The sequence below is a fragment of the Rhodococcus sp. Q genome (assembly GCF_005503035.1).
Lineage (GTDB): Bacteria > Actinomycetota > Actinomycetes > Mycobacteriales > Mycobacteriaceae > Rhodococcus_G.
Window position 1 is genome coordinate 1 of record NZ_SCOY01000039.1, and the last position, 17,721, is coordinate 17,721.

General features: G+C 67.7%; 20 protein-coding genes and 1 pseudogene. 13 read left to right on the forward strand and 8 right to left on the reverse strand.

The genetic code is table 11. The features are described from left to right. On the forward strand, positions 1 to 95 hold a 95-nt coding region (locus FFS72_RS23345; RefSeq protein ID WP_137876181.1), incomplete at its 5' end, for an integrase core domain-containing protein. A 13-nt stretch (positions 96 to 108) separates the two neighbouring features. On the opposite strand, the gene FFS72_RS23350 is transcribed toward FFS72_RS23345, so the two are convergent. Further along, entirely contained in the window at positions 109 to 501 is a 393-nt protein-coding gene (locus FFS72_RS23350) for a DUF4240 domain-containing protein (RefSeq protein ID WP_171018801.1), read from the reverse strand. A gap of 135 nt (positions 502 to 636) precedes the next feature. On the opposite strand from FFS72_RS23350, the gene FFS72_RS23355 reads away from it, so the two are divergent. The 5 genes and pseudogenes from FFS72_RS23355 (at position 637) to FFS72_RS23365 (ending at position 3,795) form a co-directional block, all read left to right on the forward strand. Further along, positions 637 to 945: an MmyB family transcriptional regulator gene (locus tag FFS72_RS23355; protein ID WP_137876183.1), complete on the forward strand. Its 309-nt coding sequence runs from the start codon at positions 637 to 639 to the stop codon at positions 943 to 945. A 260-nt stretch (positions 946 to 1,205) separates the two neighbouring features. Next, on the forward strand, positions 1,206 to 1,490 hold the full coding sequence (locus FFS72_RS26860) for a hypothetical protein (RefSeq protein ID WP_249353482.1): 285 nt from the start codon (positions 1,206 to 1,208) through the stop codon (positions 1,488 to 1,490). Further along, positions 1,471 to 1,635: pseudogene (locus FFS72_RS27160) on the forward strand (PucR family transcriptional regulator); the annotation flags it as partial. The gene FFS72_RS26860 and the pseudogene FFS72_RS27160, both read left to right, overlap by 20 nt. A gap of 6 nt (positions 1,636 to 1,641) precedes the next feature. Then, entirely contained in the window at positions 1,642 to 2,481 is an 840-nt protein-coding gene (locus tag FFS72_RS23360) for a PucR family transcriptional regulator (protein ID WP_249353483.1), read from the forward strand. A 66-nt stretch (positions 2,482 to 2,547) separates the two neighbouring features. Next, entirely contained in the window at positions 2,548 to 3,795 is a 1,248-nt protein-coding gene (locus FFS72_RS23365; RefSeq protein WP_137876184.1) for a cytochrome P450, read from the forward strand. A gap of 109 nt (positions 3,796 to 3,904) precedes the next feature. On the opposite strand, the gene FFS72_RS23370 is transcribed toward FFS72_RS23365, so the two are convergent. The 5 genes from FFS72_RS23370 to FFS72_RS23390 form a co-directional block, all read right to left on the reverse strand. After that, positions 3,905 to 4,312 carry a DUF5313 family protein gene (locus FFS72_RS23370; protein ID WP_137876185.1) on the reverse strand — a complete coding sequence of 136 codons (408 nt, stop codon included), beginning with the start codon at positions 4,310 to 4,312 and terminating at the stop codon, positions 3,905 to 3,907. After that, positions 4,309 to 6,036: a SulP family inorganic anion transporter gene (locus FFS72_RS23375; RefSeq protein WP_137876186.1), complete on the reverse strand. Its 1,728-nt coding sequence runs from the start codon at positions 6,034 to 6,036 to the stop codon at positions 4,309 to 4,311. The genes FFS72_RS23370 and FFS72_RS23375 overlap by 4 nt, the downstream gene beginning before the upstream one ends. 159 nt (positions 6,037 to 6,195) lie before the next feature. Further along, positions 6,196 to 8,124: a phosphoenolpyruvate carboxykinase (GTP) gene (locus tag FFS72_RS23380; RefSeq protein WP_137876187.1), complete on the reverse strand. Its 1,929-nt coding sequence runs from the start codon at positions 8,122 to 8,124 to the stop codon at positions 6,196 to 6,198. Positions 8,125 to 8,126: 2 nt separating this feature from the next. Continuing rightward, positions 8,127 to 9,008: a hypothetical protein gene (locus tag FFS72_RS23385; protein ID WP_249353485.1), complete on the reverse strand. Its 882-nt coding sequence runs from the start codon at positions 9,006 to 9,008 to the stop codon at positions 8,127 to 8,129. Between the two features lie 84 nt (positions 9,009 to 9,092). Then, positions 9,093 to 9,455 (reverse strand): ArsR/SmtB family transcription factor, encoded by a 363-nt coding sequence (locus tag FFS72_RS23390; protein ID WP_137876189.1) that lies wholly within the window; start codon positions 9,453 to 9,455, stop codon positions 9,093 to 9,095. Positions 9,456 to 9,773: 318 nt separating this feature from the next. Between FFS72_RS23390 and FFS72_RS23395 the strand changes: the two genes are divergently transcribed. From FFS72_RS23395 to FFS72_RS23405, 3 genes are all read left to right on the forward strand, one after another. Further along, positions 9,774 to 10,937 carry a steroid 3-ketoacyl-CoA thiolase gene (locus FFS72_RS23395; protein WP_137876190.1) on the forward strand — a complete coding sequence of 388 codons (1,164 nt, stop codon included), beginning with the start codon at positions 9,774 to 9,776 and terminating at the stop codon, positions 10,935 to 10,937. A gap of 7 nt (positions 10,938 to 10,944) precedes the next feature. Beyond that, positions 10,945 to 11,409, forward strand: coding sequence for a nitroreductase family deazaflavin-dependent oxidoreductase (locus FFS72_RS23400; RefSeq protein ID WP_137876191.1), 465 nt, complete (start codon positions 10,945 to 10,947; stop codon positions 11,407 to 11,409). A 115-nt stretch (positions 11,410 to 11,524) separates the two neighbouring features. Further along, positions 11,525 to 12,202 (forward strand): GNAT family N-acetyltransferase, encoded by a 678-nt coding sequence (locus tag FFS72_RS23405; protein WP_137876192.1) that lies wholly within the window; start codon positions 11,525 to 11,527, stop codon positions 12,200 to 12,202. Between the two features lie 84 nt (positions 12,203 to 12,286). Here FFS72_RS23405 and FFS72_RS23410 read toward each other — a convergent pair whose 3' ends face one another. Together FFS72_RS23410 and FFS72_RS23415 are read right to left on the reverse strand one after the other, a co-directional pair. Further along, a complete protein-coding gene (locus tag FFS72_RS23410) occupies positions 12,287 to 13,201 on the reverse strand; it encodes an SDR family oxidoreductase (RefSeq protein WP_137876193.1) in 915 nt (304 codons plus the stop codon). A gap of 11 nt (positions 13,202 to 13,212) precedes the next feature. After that, positions 13,213 to 13,989 carry an SDR family oxidoreductase gene (locus FFS72_RS23415; protein WP_050063666.1) on the reverse strand — a complete coding sequence of 259 codons (777 nt, stop codon included), beginning with the start codon at positions 13,987 to 13,989 and terminating at the stop codon, positions 13,213 to 13,215. 204 nt (positions 13,990 to 14,193) lie between these two features. On the opposite strand from FFS72_RS23415, the gene echA20 reads away from it, so the two are divergent. From echA20 to FFS72_RS23435, 4 genes are read left to right on the forward strand one after another with little or no spacing between them, the layout of a single operon-like run. Continuing rightward, a complete protein-coding gene (gene echA20 / locus FFS72_RS23420; protein ID WP_137876194.1) occupies positions 14,194 to 14,979 on the forward strand; it encodes a (7aS)-7a-methyl-1,5-dioxo-2,3,5,6,7,7a-hexahydro-1H-indene-carboxyl-CoA hydrolase in 786 nt (261 codons plus the stop codon). Further along, positions 14,979 to 15,869, forward strand: coding sequence for a CoA transferase subunit A (locus tag FFS72_RS23425; protein WP_137876195.1), 891 nt, complete (start codon positions 14,979 to 14,981; stop codon positions 15,867 to 15,869). Before echA20 ends, FFS72_RS23425 begins: the two co-directional genes overlap by 1 nt. Further along, a complete protein-coding gene (locus FFS72_RS23430; protein ID WP_137876196.1) occupies positions 15,866 to 16,615 on the forward strand; it encodes a CoA-transferase subunit beta in 750 nt (249 codons plus the stop codon). The genes FFS72_RS23425 and FFS72_RS23430 overlap by 4 nt, the downstream gene beginning before the upstream one ends. Further along, complete coding sequence (locus FFS72_RS23435) at positions 16,612 to 17,676, forward strand: NAD(P)H-dependent flavin oxidoreductase (protein ID WP_137876197.1); 1,065 nt, start codon at positions 16,612 to 16,614, stop codon at positions 17,674 to 17,676. The genes FFS72_RS23430 and FFS72_RS23435 overlap by 4 nt, the downstream gene beginning before the upstream one ends. Positions 17,677 to 17,721: the final 45 nt, after the last annotated feature.

Here is a 17,721-nt window from a genome sequence, read left to right on the forward strand (position 1 = left end):
AAGCACTTGCGCCCTGGGTCGAGTACTACAACACTCGACGACGCCACAGCGCACTCGGAGGGCTCCCGCCGGTCAGCCGCCTGACACCAACCTGATGGCCGGGTACACCTAGAGCAGGTCCAGGGGCTCCCCGAACCGGTCGAAATAGACCTCGTAAGCGAGCCCGCCAAGGTTGGCTGAGTCATCGCCATCGATGTGTGATGGCATCCGGCTCGGTTCTGCAAGGACCGCTTCGTACGTCACGCGTCCCTGGCTGACGACCCACTGCGCGGCATCTTCCAGGCCATCCTCAGACTCATCGGGCCCGAGATAGGATCGATACGGCTCGTCCTGTAGTTCGGCGGCGAAGTCCAAGAACAGGTCTTGGAACTTGTAGACGGCGCCCTTGGGTAGTCGTCCAAGAATTTCACGAAGGCGATCGCGGCTCCGCGAGGACTTCTCTACGACGTCCCAGAACCAGTCGACGTCCGGAACGTCGTCGTGACGAACATCGTCAGCCACAGCCGCTCCCAATCTTCCAGTCGAGCAGACCTTACGGGTATCCCATCAGTGAGACGTCACGGTGTCGACAGGCATCGAGGCAACGGTCTCTACGAATTACAGGGTTTGAGAATGTAGTTCGACCTGGGTCCGTCGATGAGCGGCTACGACCATTGGCTGGCCTACATCGACTGGGACGCAACGGCACGCGCCAGCGTCGCCCAGGTGCGGACGATGAATGCGCATTGCCCCACCGATCCCCACCTGCTCGACCTTGTCACCGAACTCGAATCGGCCGACCCGACGTTCCGCGACCTCTGGACGAGCCACACGGTCGGGCCACGCCGTCACACCCGGAAGGAGTTCGACCACCCCGACCTCGGTGCTGTCGCCTACGACTTCGAGTCCCTGCACCTACCGGACGACGAAATGCGTATCTCCGTCTACACGAGTACCGCTACCTGAGACCGTTCCATCAGCGCGCAGGATCGCGATCCAGCCGCCTCGGCACGCGGCCCCTCCGGAATGGTGTGACCAGGAGCGTCCGTCAAGTGTGATCACCAAGTCAACCTATCCAATTGGCATGCAGCACACCACGCTCCGCCATGGATGAACACCTCTCGATGCTTCCCGATCGGGAGTGCATGACGGCTCAACCCCTACCTATGATGGTGGCCGGATCAGGAGTCGCAGCGGCTCTCGTTGTCCGAGGGGGCGTCGAATCAATGAATGCAGCACGGGCCGAAGAGTGGATGCGAGGCTATATCGCCGAAAGCCTGTCCCAGGCCGACCTCGAAACGTTCATCGACGATGTTGCGAAATCCATGGGAGCCAACGTCCCCGAACTGTCCACCGATGCAGATGTTCAGAGGGATCTGCAGCTGGCTGTTCGGAGCCAGTTCCGCGCCATCCTTGCTGTGACGAAGTCCGGCACCGCTCCACTGTGGTCGGGCTCCGGTAGCCAAAGAAGCGCACTCACTGGCCCTGACGATTGCTCGGCGGGGACTTGAGCTGCGGGTTCTCTCCAATCTGTACCACGCGGGTCACCGCGCCGTGTGGCGGTTTGTCACGGAGTTCGTCAACAACGCGGACACGTCCGCGGAGATCAAGGTTCAGCTCGTCGTCATGATGTGGGAGCAGACGAGCGAGGTCATGAACTCGATGCTCGAGGAACTCGCCGCCACCTACTCTCAAGAACGGGAGCGGATACTCAGCGGAGCGTTCTCGATGCGGATGAACACGGTCCGCGAAATCCTGGATGGCAGTCAGAACAGCACCGAAGACGCATCGGTACAGCTCAGTTACCCGGTCCACCGCGTCAATACCTCGCTGGTGTTGTGGACTACCGAGCACGCCATTTCCATCGACTCACGGATCTTCGAGCCACTTGCCCAGCGGCTCGCGAGGTCCGCCTCGGCGACAGAGATCCTCTGTGTCCCATCCGGTGCACGGGGGCTGTGGGTCTGGATGGTGACCGGGAACGACGACGACCCCGCGATCGATTCCGCACTTGTACCTCCGGGGGTACGGGTCGCGGTGGGCCGGCCGGGAATGGGCATCGACGGGTTCCGGAGAACTCACCGCGAGGCCCTGGAAGCGCAAAGGGTCGCCTCGCGCGGACAACAGTGCCTCCCCGTCACCACCTATCGAGACGTCGAGCTCGTCTCTATGCTCGCGTCTCGTCCCGACGCCATGAACACGTTCGTCAAGCGTGAACTGCAGGGTCTCCTCGGCGACGACGAGACCTCCGCGCGGCTCCGCAACACCCTGCGCGCAGTACTGTCGCACCCCGGAAACTTCGAGGCCGCCGCTCGCCAGCTCGACGTCCACAAGAACACGGTGCGATACCGCGTGCAGCAGATCGAGAAGCGCCTCGGCCGGCGAATCATCCACCGCGCACTACACCTCGAGCTGGCGCTCGACTGCTTCGACACCTTCGGAGCCAGCGCGATCGCAGATGTGCCCACCGAACAAAAGGGCCACGGCGAACTGGCAAATTAGGCCAATCTGCGACACCTCCTCCTCTGTCAGGCTGACTGCCCACAGCCCGAAGATGAGGAGCTCACAGTGTCCACACCACGTATCGCCGACGGCTTCGACCCCACCGATCCGGACATCTACGCCACGCATGTGCCGCACGCGGAGTTCGCAGAATTGCGCAGGACGGCGCGGGTCTGGTGGTGCCCGCAACCGCCGACCACGGGTGGTTTTCATGACGACGGCTACTGGGTCGTCACTCGACACGAGGACGTCAAGGAGGTCTCCCGAGACGGTGACGTGTACTCCGCGTGGGAGAACACCGCGATCGTCCGGTTCAACGACGACATCCCCCGTGAGGCCGTCGAGTCGCTGCGTCACATCCTGCTTTTCAAGGACGCGCCGGAGCACACCAAGCTGCGCAAGATCATCGCGCGTGGCTTCACACCCCGCGCGGTTGGCATGCTCGAGGACACGCTGTCCGAGCGCGCGGAGAAGATCGTCACCGCGGCCGCGGCGGCCGGCGCGGGCGACTTCGTCACCCGCGTAGCCAGTGAGCTGCCACTGCAGGCGATCGCGGAGCTCATCGGTATCCCCCAGGAGGACCGGGGCAAGGTCTTCGACTGGTCCAACCGGATGACCGGGTACGAGGACAGCACGTCCGAGGGCGACCACGAGACCGCGACGATGGAGCTGCTCGGCTACGCATACCGGATGGCGGAGGAACGGAAGAGGTGCCCGGCCGACGACATCGTCACCCAGTTGCTGCAGGCCGACGTCGATGGCGACGAACTCAGCCCCGAGGAGTTCGGGTTCTTCGTCCTCATGCTCGCCGTCGCGGGGAACGAGACGACCCGGAACGCCATCACCCACGGGATGATCGCGTTCCTCGAGAATCCGGAGCAGTGGGAGCTGTACAAGCGGGAGCGTCCCCGCACCGCCGCCGACGAGATCGTCCGTTGGGCCACCCCCGTCACGGCCTTCCAGCGGACCGCGCTGACCGACACCACGCTCGGTGGCCAGCAGATCAAGAAGGGTGACCGGGTCGCGATGTTCTACGCATCGGCAAACTTCGACGAGGATGTCTTCGACGATCCCAGGACCTTCGACATCATGCGGAACCCGAACCCACACTTGGGTTTCGGCGGTACCGGTGCACATTTCTGCATCGGAGCCAACCTCGCGCGCCTCGAGATCGATCTGATCTTCAACGCAATCGCCGACCACATGCCCGACATCACGAAGCTGGGCGACCCCAAGCGGCTTCGATCCGGTTGGCTGAACGGCATCAAGGAGTTCGAGGTCGACTTCAACGGCCGGTGCCCGGTCGAACGCTGAAGGGCGTCACGTTGCTCTGCACGCCGAAGCACCGAGGACACGCACATGGACCGCAGACGAGCACCGTCAACCGCTCTGTCGCACGCGACTCACCGTTCCGAGCCGGCGCTCACTGCGTTCGGCGGTAGCGGGATTCGTAGGAGTCACGCTCCTGTGCGAGTCGCTGCTTCTTGTGTGTGTTGAGCAGTTCGGGGTCGAGGCCGTGACTGACGAGCCGATGGCGCAGGTAGATGCTCTTGAGCGCGAACAAGAAGTACACGAACGGCAGGAACAGCAGCAGCACCATGCTGATGCGGATGATCCAGGGTCCGGGGATGAACATCAGGCCCGCGAGGATCGGGACGAGTGGGATGAGGCAGCGGGTGGCGTAGCGACGGGTCGCGCCCGGTCCGGTGACATCGTTGACGACCCACGGATGCAGGTCCTCGGGCTGGGTCCTGCCCAGGATGTAGCCCAGGCGCTGCCCCATGGTGGGGGCGTGCCCCGCCTGAGTGCTGGTCGGGGTGTTGTCGTTCATTCGTGATCCTCGGTCGTTGTCGGGGAGCGGGTGTCGGAGAGGACGAGTGCGCGGGCGAGGTCGATCGCGTCGGGGGTGGTGGCGCACACGTGGCGTTGATCGCTGTCCTTGGTGGTGAACACGCCGAGCGCGGCCAGCGGCCGCAGGTGTTCGGGTCTGGCGCCGGAGATCAGGACCGTGATGTGACGGTGCTCGAGTCGGGTGATGACATCCTTGAGGACGAGGGCTCCGGTGGCGTCGAGGGTGGTGATCCGCGACATCCGCAGGATCACGACCTTGACGTCGGAGACCTCGGCGAGTTCGAGGAGGAACCGGTGGGCGGCGGCGAAGAAGACGGCGCCGTCGATCCGGTAGGCGACAATGTGCTCGCGTAGCAGTTCGTGTTCCTCGGCGCTGTGATCGCCGGTCTCGTCGAGCGGCACCTGCTCGAGGCGGGCGGAGCGGGCGACCGCCCTCAGAGCGAGGATCGCGGCGAACCCGACCCCGACTGCGACCGCGGTGACCAGGTCGAAGATCACGGTGACCAGAAATGTGGCGATCAGGACGATGGTGTCGGCGCGGGTGGCGCGGGTGATCGCGAGAATCGAGGCGGTTTCGACCATCCGCACGGTGGTGGCCAGGAGCACCCCAGCGAGCGCGGCCAGGGGGATGTCGGCGACGAGCCCGGCAGCGAGGTAGACGATCGCGGCGAGGATGCCGGCATGGGTGAGGGCGGCCAGGCGGGTGCGGGCACCGGAGCGGACGTTGACCGCGGTGCGGGCGATCGCACCGGTTGCCGGCACACCACCGAACAGGGGGGCGGCGATATTCGCCAGGCCCTGGCCGAACAGTTCCCGGTCGGGGTTGTGGCGGGTGCCGACCGACATCGAGTCGGCCGCGGTAGCCGACAGCAGCGACTCCAGGGCTCCGAGCGCCGCGACCGCCAGCGCGGGCGCGATCAGCGACGGCACATCATCGAGGTGCAGGAAATCGAGGCCGGGGGCGGTCAACCCGGACGGGAGGGACCCGATCCGGGCGAGGTCGAGGTGCAGCAGCTGCGCGGCGAGGGTGGCGGCCGCGACCGCGACCAGGGAGAACGGGATCTTCGGCAGGTAGCGGCCGCCGACGAGGATCACCACCGCGACGACGAGCGCGGTGACCGGATCGAGGAGTGTGGGGTTCTCGGCGTAGCGGCAGGCGGCGTCGAATGCGCTCTGCCACACCTTCTCTCCCTCGACTCCGGAGACCCCCAGGGCGGCGGGGACCTGCTGCAGGGCGATGACGACCGCGATGCCTGCGGTGAATCCCTCGATCACCGGGGCAGGCATGTACCGCACGGCCCGGCCGACCCCGGCGAATGCCAGACCGACGAGAATGACGCCGGCGATCAGCCCGACGGCAAGGACCCCGGTCGGCCCGTACTGGGCGACGATCGGGACCAGGACGACGGTCATGGCGCCGGTCGGTCCGGTCACCTGGAATCGGGACCCGCCGAACACCGCCGCGGTGGCGCCGGCGATGACGGCCGTGGCGAGGCCCGCGGCGGCGCCGAGGCCGGAGGTGATCCCGAACCCCAGCGCGAGTGGCAACGCGACGAGGGCGACGATGAGCCCGGCGAGCAGGTCCGCGCCCGGGGCGCGCACGGCGGGCGCCCACTCGCTGAAGCGCGGCAGCAGGTCGGCGATGGCCCGGGCGGCGCCGGCGATGCGGCCACGGCCGTGCGGAGTGGGACGAGGTTCGGACATGCGCGGTGATCCTGACGGTGTGGGTGGTGGGTGGCCCGGCCCGAGCGGACAAGGGGTGCTCGGGCCGGGCCTGTCAGGCGCGGAGCGCGGGTCTGTCGGCGCGATACGCTCGCGCGCCTGGTCTCGGGCGGGGCTTTCCGGTCCCCGAGATCGGGCGGGTCAGTTCCGACGGCGGCGGACCTGGCGGAAGTTCTCGTCGCGCACCGGGACCGGTTCGCCGGGAAAGCCGTTGCCGGCCAGTCGCAGTTTGAGTGCCGCCAGTTCCTCGCGCAGGACGTCGGGCAGGGTGTTGCCTCCGATGGTGGCGTACCACTCGTCGATCAGCCGGGTCTCGGCGATCCACTCGACCGGGGTGACCGTCAGGGCGGCGTCGATCTTGGTGGGATCGAACTTCAGCCCGGTCAGGTCGAGGTCCGCGGTGGTCGGGACGCTTCCGATCGGGGTTTCCCGGGCGCCGGCCCGGCCCTCGATTCGCGCCAGCGCCCAATCGAGGATTCGGGAGTTCTCCCCGAACCCGGGCCAGAGGAAGGAGCCGTCGTCGTCGCGGCGGAACCAGTTGACGTAGAAGATCTTCGGCAGCAGTGCGGGGTCGCTCCGAGTGCCCATGTCGAGCCAGTGCGCGAGGTAGTCACCAACGTGATAGCCCAGGAACGGCAGCATCGCCATCGGGTCGCGGCGCACGACACCGACCTCCCCGGTCGCGGCCGCGGTGGTCTCCGAGGACAGGGTCGAGGCGAGGAACACCCCGTGCTGCCAGCTCAGTGATTCGGTGACCAGGGGGACGGTGGTGGCGCGGCGGCCGCCGAAGAAGATCGCCGAGATCGGCACCCCGGCGGGGTCGTTCCACTCGGGGGCGACGGTGGGGCATTGCGCGATCGGGGTGCAGTAGCGCGAGTTCGGGTGCGCCGCCGGTTCACCGGAGTTCGGGGTCCAGTCCCGCCGCCGCCAGTCCGTCAGACGGGACGGCGCCGTGTCGGTCATGCCTTCCCACCAGACGTCACCGTCGTCGGTCAGGGCGACGTTGGTGAAGATCGAGTTGCCCTGCTCGATGGTGGCCATCGCGTGTGGGTTCGCGTGGGCGCCGGTGCCGGGGGCGACACCGAAGAACCCGGCCTCCGGATTCACCGCGTACAGTCGCCCGTCCTCACCGAACCGCATCCAGGCGATGTCGTCACCGATCGTTTCCGCGGTCCACCCGTCGAGCGTGGGCTCGAGCATCGCCAGGTTCGTCTTGCCGCACGAGGACGGGAACGCCGCGGCGATGTAGTGCACCTTCTGCTCGGGGGAGGTGAGCTTGAGGATGAGCATGTGCTCGGCCAGCCAGCCCTCGTCCTTGGCCATCTGCGACGCGATACGCAGCGAGTAGCACTTCTTGCCGAGCAGCGCGTTGCCACCGTAGCCGGAGCCGTAGCTCCAGATCATCCGCTCCTCGGGGAAGTGGGAAATGTACTTGGTGTGATCACACGGCCATGCGGTGTCGGCCTGCCCGGGGGCGAGCGGGGCACCGACCGAGTGCAGGCACTTGACGAATTCGGTTCCCCCGGTGAGCTTGTCCCACACTGAGGTCCCGGAGCGGGTCATGATCTGCATCGAGACGGCGACGTAGGCGGAGTCCGTGATCTGGACGCCGAACTTCGGCTCGGCCGCATCGAGCGGACCCATGCAGAACGCGATCACATACATGGCGCGGCCGGCCATCGCGCCGCGGTAGTGCTCGGTCATCACCGTCTTCATGTCGACGGGATCCATCCAGTTGTTCGTCGGACCGGCGTCGGCCTGCCGCGTCGAGCAGATGTAGGTGCGGTCCTCGACCCGTGCGACGTCCTCGGGGTCGGAGGCGCACCAGAACGAGTTCGGCTTGCGCTCGAGGCGCACCAGGGTGCCTTTGTCGACCAGCTGCGTGGTCAGGCGGTCCCACTCGCCGGGGGATCCGTCGCACCACACCACGGTGTCGGGTCCGGTGTGCTCGGCGACCTCGGCGACCCAGGACACGATCTCCTCGTGCGCGGTCGGGGCGGCCCCGATGTCGGCGGGTGTGGTCACGGTGTTCTCCTCACGGAATCGGTCGAATGCGGTGTGGGTGGGCATCGCTACGAATGCCGGTTGCGGTCGGCGGGCGAGGCGAGGACGCGTCCGACCTCACGGGCGATCGCGCGGGGGACGAGACCGTCGTCCGGTCCAGGCAGCACCTGCCCCGGCGGGGTGGTCAGGGCCAGCGCCCGTGCGGCCGCGGCGAGTACCTCCGCGCTCACACCGGTGGCGTCGTGCCCGCACAGCGCGCCGATCAGCCCCGGCAGGACCAGCCGACCCAGCTCGTGCGGGTCGGCCGGAGGGCGCACGGTGCGACCGGGCGCGTCGGTGTCGACGGCCGCGCCGGCGAGGTCGATCAGCGCATCGTGTCCTTCCATCAGTCGCCGCAGCGGGAACGCCTGCGCGTCTCCGGTGCGCCAGTTCGTGACCTGACCGATCCCGCACCTGACCAGAGTCGCGCCGAGCAGAGGCGCGGCCTCGGGGCGGGTGACCACGACACGACCCGAACGGGGTGCGATGCCGCGTCGGCGCAGCGTCGAGATCGTGGTCGCGGCGAGGGCTGCGGTGACGGTGTCGAGTTCGGTGAGTACCAGTGGTCCGCCGCGCGCTGCCACCTCACCCTTGATCCGGGAGGAGTCCTCGGCATTCAGGCCGGTGACGAACGCCACCGCCACCCGGGGCGCGAGGGCGCCGATCCGAGCTGCGACCGCCGCGGGGTCGCCGGTGGTCATCGGCAGCCGCAGTGCTCGCAGCGGTGTGTGTCGACGAATCAGCGATGTGTAGGACTCCATCGCCGTCCACGGTGACCGAGGTGGACGGGCGCCGATTCGTCCGCTGGCGGCATGGCCGACCGTCACCACGGCAGCGGCGATTCCCGGGATCCGCGGCTCCACGCCGCCGATGGGCCCGTCCGGCTGGTGTTCGTCGTCCGTACCGGCCACCCAATCCATCCGTTCTCGCAAGATAAGCATTTAAGAAAATTCGCAATCAATGGCCGTGCCTGATTCCGGCCGGTCGGCGCGCTGTCAGCGGGTCGAGCCGCCCACCACCCCTGCCGGTTCCGGCGGGCCCTCGAGGAGCTCAGCCTGACCCGCGACGACGCCGCCCAGGATCTCCCGGGCGACTTTCAGCAGGTCGGCAACGCGCGGGGAGGTCAACGCATACGACACGGACAGCCCCTCCCGTGTCGCGGTGACCAGCCCCGCGCGGCGCAGGATCGACAGCTGCTGCGACAGGTTCGCAGGCTCGATCCCGACCTCGGGCAGCATCTCCGAGACGGTGTGCTCACGCTCGCTCAGCAACTCCAGGACCCGGATACGGGCGGGGTGCCCCAACGTCTTGAAGAAGTCCGCCTTCATCCGATACAGCGGTTGACGCGAATTCACCATGACGTCCTCCTTTCGTCCGATCCCAGGGCGACGGGGATCGGTCGCCCGTCTTGCGGCTTGTCCTGCTGCTGAACTCTCACGTGTCTCGGCAGTGATCTTCCCACACCACCATCTGCTAGTTGCGAATCTTAGCAACTTGTTAGTCTGACTGCGCGCAGCCGGGCGGATGGATCACACCCCCATCCTCCATACTCGACGACACCTGTTCTAGTTTCACCGTGACAGGAACACGAAAATAGTTGCTCTCTAGGTGTATTCCCGACCATATAGTGGTAAGAACAAGTTCTAATTTCTGACAGTGGAGAGGTTGTTGCGCTCATGGGTACACCAGTAATCGTCGAAGCCGTCCGGACCCCGATCGGCAAGCGCGGCGGATGGCTGTCCGGCCTGCACGCGGCAGAAACCCTCGGCGCCGTCCAGGTCGGCCTGCTCGAACGCGCCGGAGTCGACCCCACCCTCGTCGAGCAGGTCATCGGCGGCTGCGTCACCCAGGCCGGCGCACAGTCCAACAACGTCACCCGCACCGCCTGGCTGGCGGCGGGTCTGCCCTGGCAGGTCGGCGCGACCACGATCGACTGCCAGTGCGGCTCCGCGCAGCAGGCCAACCACCTCATCGCGGGCCTCATCGCGACCGGTGCCATCGACATGGGCGTCGCGTGTGGCGTCGAGCAGATGAGCCAGGTCCCGCTCGGCGCGAACGTCGGCACCGAGGCCGGTCCGCGGCGCCCGGCTTCGTGGGACATCGACATGCCCGCGCAGTTCGAGGCGGCCGAGCGCATCGCCAAGCGTCGCGGCATCACCCGCGAGGACATCGAGGCGCTCGGCGTCCGCTCGCAGGCACTGGCCAAGCAGGCCTGGGAGGAGGGCCGCTTCGATCGCGAGGTGCTGCCCGTGACGGCGCCCATCATCGGCGAGGACAAGCTCCCCACCGACGAGAAGCACATCGTCTCCCGCGACCAGGGTCTGCGCGACACCACCGCGGAGTCCCTCGCCAAGCTCAAGCCCGTCATCGAGGGCGGCATCCACACCGCAGGCACCTCGTCGCAGATCTCCGACGGCGCCGCCGCTGTGCTGCTGATGGACTCCGACCGCGCTCTCGCACTCGGCCTCAAGCCGCGTGCGCGCATCGTCTCGCAGGTCCTCGTCGGCGCCGAGCCCGAGTTCCACCTCGACGGACCCGTCCAGGCCACCGCGAAGGTTCTCGAGAAGGCAGGCATGAAGATCGGCGACCTGGACCTGTTCGAGGTCAACGAGGCATTCGCGTCCGTCGCGCTGTCGTGGGCGCAGGTGCACGGCCCCGACATGGACAAGGTCAACGTCAACGGCGGCGCTCTCGCGCTCGGCCATCCGGTCGGAAGCACCGGCTCGCGCCTGATCACCACGGCCCTGCACGAGCTCGAGCGCCGTGACGGCTCCACCGCGCTGATCTCGATGTGCGCGGGCGGCGCGCTCGCCACCGGCACCATCATCGAAAGGCTCTGACACCACGATGGAACGCCCACCGATGCTGGACACGCAGTTCACCCGCACGATCATCAAGTGGATGTCGAAGTCCAACGTGGTTGCGTACCGGCTCACCGGTGGGCGAATCGGAGGAAAGTGGCGGGTCGGCAGTGCCGCGAAGAACGGGCTGCCGATCTGCCTCCTCACCACCATCGGCCGCAAGTCGGGTGAGCCTCGTGTCAGTCCGCTGCTGTTCCTCGAAGACGGCGACCGCGTCATCCTCGTCGCGTCGCAGGGCGGACAGCCGAAGAACCCGCTGTGGTACCTGAACCTCAAGGCCAACCCGACCGTGACCGTTCAGATCCGCTCCCGGGTACGCACTCTCACCGCGAACGTCGCCGACGACGCCGAGCGGAGCGAGCTGTGGCCGAAGCTGGTCGCGATGTACCCCGAGTTCGACGACTACCAGTCCTGGACCGACCGGAAGATCCCCGTCGTCGTCTGCTCGTAGTCCGCGTTCGTAGAAATTCCGCCGCCGGTGGCCGACAATGCGAGAAGGATCGCCCGTCGGCCCACCGGTCGCGTGCGCTCCCCTGCCGACCACACGACGGAGAGCGAGATTCGACATGACTGCCGGACCCCAAGATCAGATCCTGGACCGCCGCGAACTCGCGAAGGCGCTGCTCAAGGCGCTCGAGATGAGGCACGAGGTCCTGGACGCGATCGTTGACAGCGACGACCACGCGGGCGCGGTCCGGGCCGTGAGTGGTCTGCTCGGCAGTACCGAGGCCAACGCCGAAATGGTGCTCGCGCTGCAGCTCGGCCGGCTCACCCGGCTGGAGCGGGACCGGCTCGCCGACGAGGTGCAGAACCTCGACGCGACCTTGAAATGGCTGCCCGAGCAGCGTCCCGCCGCGACCGGCGTCGGCGTCCACCTTCGCCCGTTCAGCTCCAGCGACGAGGACGTCGAACTGTTCCGTCGCCGGTCCGCCGAGCAGATCGGCGACGACGGACAGCCGTGGTCGGCGGATCGGGTGGAATCCGAGCGGGCCGAGGGGCTGCGCCGCGTCGACGACGAGTCGGCCGCCTGGTTCGTGTGCGAGGACCTCAGTGGTGACAGCCCGCAGAGCGTCGGCCTGGTCTTCGGCGAACTGACCGGCCAGGAAGTGGACATCGCGGTCTGGGTGGATCCGAGTGCCCGCAAGCACGGGTACGGCACCGCCGCACTCAAGCAGTCGCGCAGTGAGCTCGCCGCATACTTCCCCGGCACGATCGTCGTCGTCCGGAGCCCCTCGGGCGCCTAGCGCCTGTGCGCGAGTTCGGGAGCACCGGCTACCGAACTCGCGCACAGGCTGGGGGCACCTCCCGCTTGCGGGGGACGCAGCTGCCTACGCCCCGTAGACGGGGGTCGGGACCTCGGCCTTGGCCAGCAGGTCGGCCACGACGGGACCGATCTCCTTGGGATCCCAGCGCTCACCCTTGTCCTGGGTGGGGCCGTGCCGCCAGCCCTCGGCGACCGTGATCTGGCCGCCCTCGACCTCGAACACGCGACCGGTGACGTCCTTCGACTCGGTCGAACCGAGCCAGACGACGAGCGGGGAGATGTTCTCCGGCGCCATCGCGTCGAAGCCCTCCTCCGGAGCCGCCATCGCCTCGGCCATCGCTCCGCCTGCGCCGACGGTCATCCGGGTGCGCGCAGCGGGAGCGATCGCGGTCACCGAGACGCCGTAGTTCTTCAGCTCCGCTGCGGCCTGAATGGTCATCTCCGCGATACCGGCCTTCGCGGCGGCGTAGTTGCCCTGACCGATGGAACCCATCAGTCCGGCGCCGGAGCTGGTGTTGATGATCCGGGCGTCGACGGGCCGGCCGGCCTTCGACTCCGCGCGCCAGTAGGCGGCGGCGTGACGGAGCGGCGCGAAGTGTCCCTTGAGATGCACGCGGATCACCGCGTCCCACTCCTCCTCGCTCATCCCGACCAGCATCCGGTCGCGCAGGAAGCCGGCGTTGTTGACGAGGACGTCGAGCCCACCGAAGTTGTCGATGGCGGTCTTGATCAGGTTCTGCGCGCCTTCCCAGTCCGCGACGTCGTCACCGTTGACGACCGCGGTGCCGCCCGCGGCGATGATCTCGGCGACGACCTGCTCGCCGGGGCTGTCACCCGTTGCGGTGCCATCGCTGCCGACACCGATGTCGTTGACGACGACCTTCGCGCCTTCCGCCGCGAACGCCAGTGCGTGCGCCCGTCCGATGCCGCGGCCCGCGCCCGTCACGATGACGACGCGACCGTCTACCAGTCCGCTCACTTCTACTCCACTCACTTGTTCGAATCGGTGTTTGCCGCCGCCAGGAAGGCGGGACGTTCGCCGCCACCGTGGACGGTCAGGGTCGAGCCGCTGACGTAGGACGCCAGCGGTGATGCCAGGAATGCTGCACAGTTCCCGATGTCGTCGGGACGGGCGAGCCTGCCCAGCGGGACGGTCTCGCCGACGGCGGCGATGCCCGCATCGTCGCCGTAGAACAGGTGCGACTGCTCGGTCTCCACCATGCCGACGACGACCGAGTTGATCCGGACCTTCGGTGCCCACTCGACCGCGAGTGACTGCGAGAGGCTGTCGACACCCGCCTTCGCCGCGCCGTAGGCGGCGGTGCCGGGCGACGGCCGCGACCCGCTGACGCTCGAGATGTTGACGATGGCGCCGCCGGTGTCCTGCTTCTGCATCACCGCGTTCGCGGCCTGCGCGACGAGGAGCGGTGAGAGCAGGTTCAGTTCGACGATCTTCGCGTGGAACCGCGGGCTCGCGTCGGCGGCGAGGGCAGACGGGGATCCGCCCGCGTTGTTGACCAGGGCGTCGAGGCGGCCGTGCCTCTCGACGATCCCCTCGATCATCGCCTGCACCTGTTCCGGGTCACGGACGTCGCATTCGACGAAGTCGACGGTCCGGCCGTCGACCTCGATCGCCTCGTCGGCGGGACGCCGGGCGCACGTCACCACCGTCGCGCCTGCCCGCAGGAAGGCGCGGCTGATGCCTGCGCCCACCCCTCGCACGCCGCCGGTGACGAGCACGACGCTGCCGTCCAGACCCAGATCCACCACATACCTCCGCTGTACGCCCCGAGACGGGGTTCGAGTTGCCCCACGGGACGGGGTTCGCGTTGCCCACCCGGGACGGGTTCGAGTTGTTCTGCGGGTCGAGGGTTCCCTCCGTCGCAGCGCGCAACGGACTCCGGCTCGACCCGCAGGTGTGCTAACTTACCAAGCAATCGCTTGGTTTGGCGACCTACCTAAGGAAACACGATGGGAATCACCTCCACTTCCGACGGTGCCGGCATCACCACGGTCACCGTCGACTACCCGCCCGTGAACGCCATCCCTTCGAAGGGATGGTTCGAACTGGCAGACGCGATCCGCGAAGCCGGCAAGGACATGAGCACCCATGTGGTGATCCTGCGAGCCGAGGGACGCGGCTTCAATGCCGGCGTCGACATCAAGGAAATGCAGGCCACCGAGGGTCACGGCGCCCTGATCGACGCCAACCGCGGCTGTGCGGCCGCGTTCTCCGCCGTCTATGACTGCGAGGTTCCGGTCGTGGTGGCGGTCAACGGGTTCTGCGTCGGCGGCGGCATCGGCCTGGTCGGCAACGCGGACGTCATCGTCGCCTCCGACGACGCGATCTTCGGCCTGCCCGAGGTGGACCGCGGTGCGCTCGGCGCGGCCACGCACCTCGCCCGCCTGGTCCCCCAGCACATGATGCGCACGCTGTACTACACGGCCAAGAACGTCGACGCCCAGACCCTCAAGCACTTCGGGTCCGTCTACGACGTCGTCCCCCGCGAGGAACTCGACGCCTGCGCACTGAAGATCGCCGGTGAGATCGCCGCCAAGGACACCCGGGTCATCCGCCGGGCCAAGGAAGCCATCAACCGCATCGACGTGATGGACGTGCACACCAGCTACCGGATCGAGCAGGGCTTCACCTTCGAGCTGAACCTGGCCGGCGTCGCCGACGAGCACCGGGACGAGTTCGTCGCCACCGGCAAGCCGAAGTCGAACACCACCGCACCCAAGGGAGAGGGCAACTAATGGCCGAGAAGCGCGACAAGCGCCGCTCACTGGACGAGGCCGTCGCCGGCATCCAGAGCGGGATGACCATCGGCATCGGCGGCTGGGGCTCGCGGCGCAAGCCGATGGCCCTCGTGCGCGCGCTGCTGCGCAGTGACGTCAAGGACCTGACCGTCGTCGGCTACCTGGGCCCGGACCTCGGTCTGCTGATCTCCGCCGGCAAGGTCAAGCGCGCCTACTACGGCTTCGTGTCCCTGGACTCGGCGCCCTTCTACGACCCGTGGTTCGCCCAGGCCCGCGTCGCCGGGACCATCGAGTCCCGCGAGATGGACGAGGGCATGGTCAAGGCCGGCCTGCAGGCCGCCGCCGCGCGCCTGCCGTTCATGCCGATCCGCGCCGGCCTCGGCTCGGATGCGCAGACCGTCTGGGGCGACGAGCTCAAGACGGTCGCGTCCCCGTACCCGGATGCCGACGGCCGCACCGAAACCCTGATCGCCATGCCTGCACTGAAGCTCGACGCCGCCCTGGTCCACCTGGACCTGGCCGACGAGCGCGGCAACGCCGCCTACACCGGCGTCGACCCGTACTTCGACGACCTGTTCTGCCTCGCGGCCGAGCAGCGCATCCTCAGCGTCGACAAGATTGTCTCCACCGAGGAACTCGTCAAGTCCGTCCCGAATCAGGCCCTGATCCTGAACCGCGCGATGGTCGACACCGTCACCGAGGCCCCGAACGGCGCGCACTTCACCTTCGCCGGCGGGTACAAGCGCGACGAGAAGTTCCAGCGCCACTACGCCGAGTCCGCCAAGACCCCCGAGGCATGGCAGGTCTTCGCCGACACCTACCTGTCCGGCAGCGAGGACGACTACCAGGCCGCCGTGCGCAAGTTCGCAGAGGAGCAGAACGCATGACCGAGGTAACCCGCGCCGAGTACTGCGCCATCGCGTGCGCCGACCTGTTCGCCGATGCCGGCGAGATCTTCGCCTCGCCCATGTCGACGATGTCGCTCATCGGCGCCCGGCTGGCGAAGCTCACCTCCGAGCCGGACCTGATCATCACCGACGGTGAGGCCCTGATCTTCGCCGAGGCGCCGGCGGTCGGTGGTACCGCACCGATCGAGGGCTACATCCCGTTCTCGAAGGTCTTCGACGTGGTCGCGTCGGGTCGTCGCCACGTGGTGATGGGTGCCAACCAGATCGACAAGTTCGGCAACCAGAACCTCGCCGCGTTCGGCCCGCTGGACAAGCCGACCCGCCAGATGTTCGGCCTGCGCGGCGCCCCCGGAAACTCGATCAACCACGCCACCAGCTACTGGGTCGGCAAGCACAACAAGCGCACCTTCGCCGATCAGGTCGACGTGGTGTGCGGCGTCGGCTACGACAAGGTGGACCCGGAGAACCCGGCGTTCCGCTTCCTGAACAACTACCAGGTGATCACCAACCTGGGCGTGTTCGACTTCCAGGGTCCCGGCCGCACCTTCCGGGCCGTCACCCTGCACCCCGGCGTCACCGCCGACGAGGTCGCCGAGAACACCTCCTTCGAGGTCGCCGGGCTCGCCGAGGCCGGCGTCACCCGTGAACCCACCGCGGAAGAGCTGCGCATCATCCGCGAGGTGCTCGACCCGAAGAACTTCCGCGACCGCGAGGTCTCGGCGTGACCGGCCTGCTCCGCACTCCGCTGACCGAACTGGTCGGCATCGATCACCCGATCGTGCAGACCGGCATGGGCTGGGTGTCCGGCCCTCGCCTGACCGCGGCCACCTGCAACGCGGGTGGTCTCGGCATCCTCGCCTCGGCGACGATGACGTACGAGGAGCTCGAGGTCGCGGTCAAGAAGACCAAGCAGCTCACCGACAAGCCGTTCGGCGTCAACATGCGTGCCGACGCGTCGGACGCCGGCCAGCGGTGCGACCTGCTGATCCGCGAGGGTGTCAAGGTCGCGTCCTTCGCGCTTGCGCCCAAGAAGGACCTGATCGCCAAGCTCAAGGACAACGGCATCATCGTGGTCCCGTCGATCGGTGCCGCCAAGCACGCCGTCAAGGTTGCCTCCTGGGGCGCCGACGCGGTGGTCGTGCAGGGCGGCGAGGGCGGCGGCCACACGGGCGGTGTCGCGACGACGCTGCTGCTGCCGTCGGTGCTCGACGCCGTCGACATCCCGGTCATCGCGGGCGGCGGCTTCTTCGACGGCCGCGGCCTCGCCGCGGCGCTGTCGTACGGCGCCGCGGGTGTCGCGATGGGTACCCGCTTCCTCCTGACCAGTGATTCGGCGGTGCCGGACTCGGTCAAGCAGCAGTACCTCCAGCGCGGCCTGACCGACACCACCGTGTCGGTGAAGGTCGACGGCATGCCGCACCGCGTCCTCAACACGGACCTGGTGAACGCCCTCGAGAAGTCCAGCTATGCAAAGGGACTCGTCGCCGCGGCCAAGAACGCGATGAAGTTCAAGTCGATGACGGGCATGAAGTGGTCGACGCTCGCCAAGGACGGCCTGGCGATGAAGAAGTCGGGCGACCGGACGTGGCAGCAGATCATCATGGCCGCCAACACCCCGATGCTGCTCAAGGCCGGCCTGGTCGAGGGCAACACCGAGGCGGGCGTGCTGGCGTCGGGTCAGGTGGTCGGCATGATCGACGACCTGCCCAGCTGCCAGGAACTGATCGACCGCATCGTCGCGGACGCCGTCAAGCGCATCGACGCCGTTGGTGCGCTGAAGGCCTGAACGGCACCGCCGCTGCAAGCCTGAGGACACAGTCCCGACCGAAGG

Coding starts and splice junctions, on each gene's coding strand:
- FFS72_RS23355 (WP_137876183.1), top strand. CDS start 637: ATGAGCGGCTACGACCATTGGCTGGCCTACATCGACTGGGACGCAACG.
- FFS72_RS26860 (WP_249353482.1), top strand. CDS start 1,206: ATGAATGCAGCACGGGCCGAAGAGTGGATGCGAGGCTATATCGCCGAA.
- FFS72_RS23360 (WP_249353483.1), top strand. CDS start 1,642: ATGCTCGAGGAACTCGCCGCCACCTACTCTCAAGAACGGGAGCGGATA.
- FFS72_RS23370 (WP_137876185.1), bottom strand. CDS start 4,312: ATGAACGACAACACCCCGACCAGCACTCAGGCGGGGCACGCCCCCACC.
- FFS72_RS23375 (WP_137876186.1), bottom strand. CDS start 6,036: ATGTCCGAACCTCGTCCCACTCCGCACGGCCGTGGCCGCATCGCCGGC.
- FFS72_RS23380 (WP_137876187.1), bottom strand. CDS start 8,124: ATGCCCACCCACACCGCATTCGACCGATTCCGTGAGGAGAACACCGTG.
- FFS72_RS23390 (WP_137876189.1), bottom strand. CDS start 9,455: ATGGTGAATTCGCGTCAACCGCTGTATCGGATGAAGGCGGACTTCTTC.
- FFS72_RS23395 (WP_137876190.1), top strand. CDS start 9,774: ATGGGTACACCAGTAATCGTCGAAGCCGTCCGGACCCCGATCGGCAAG.
- FFS72_RS23400 (WP_137876191.1), top strand. CDS start 10,945: ATGGAACGCCCACCGATGCTGGACACGCAGTTCACCCGCACGATCATC.
- FFS72_RS23405 (WP_137876192.1), top strand. CDS start 11,525: ATGACTGCCGGACCCCAAGATCAGATCCTGGACCGCCGCGAACTCGCG.
- echA20 (WP_137876194.1), top strand. CDS start 14,194: ATGGGAATCACCTCCACTTCCGACGGTGCCGGCATCACCACGGTCACC.
- FFS72_RS23425 (WP_137876195.1), top strand. CDS start 14,979: ATGGCCGAGAAGCGCGACAAGCGCCGCTCACTGGACGAGGCCGTCGCC.
- FFS72_RS23430 (WP_137876196.1), top strand. CDS start 15,866: ATGACCGAGGTAACCCGCGCCGAGTACTGCGCCATCGCGTGCGCCGAC.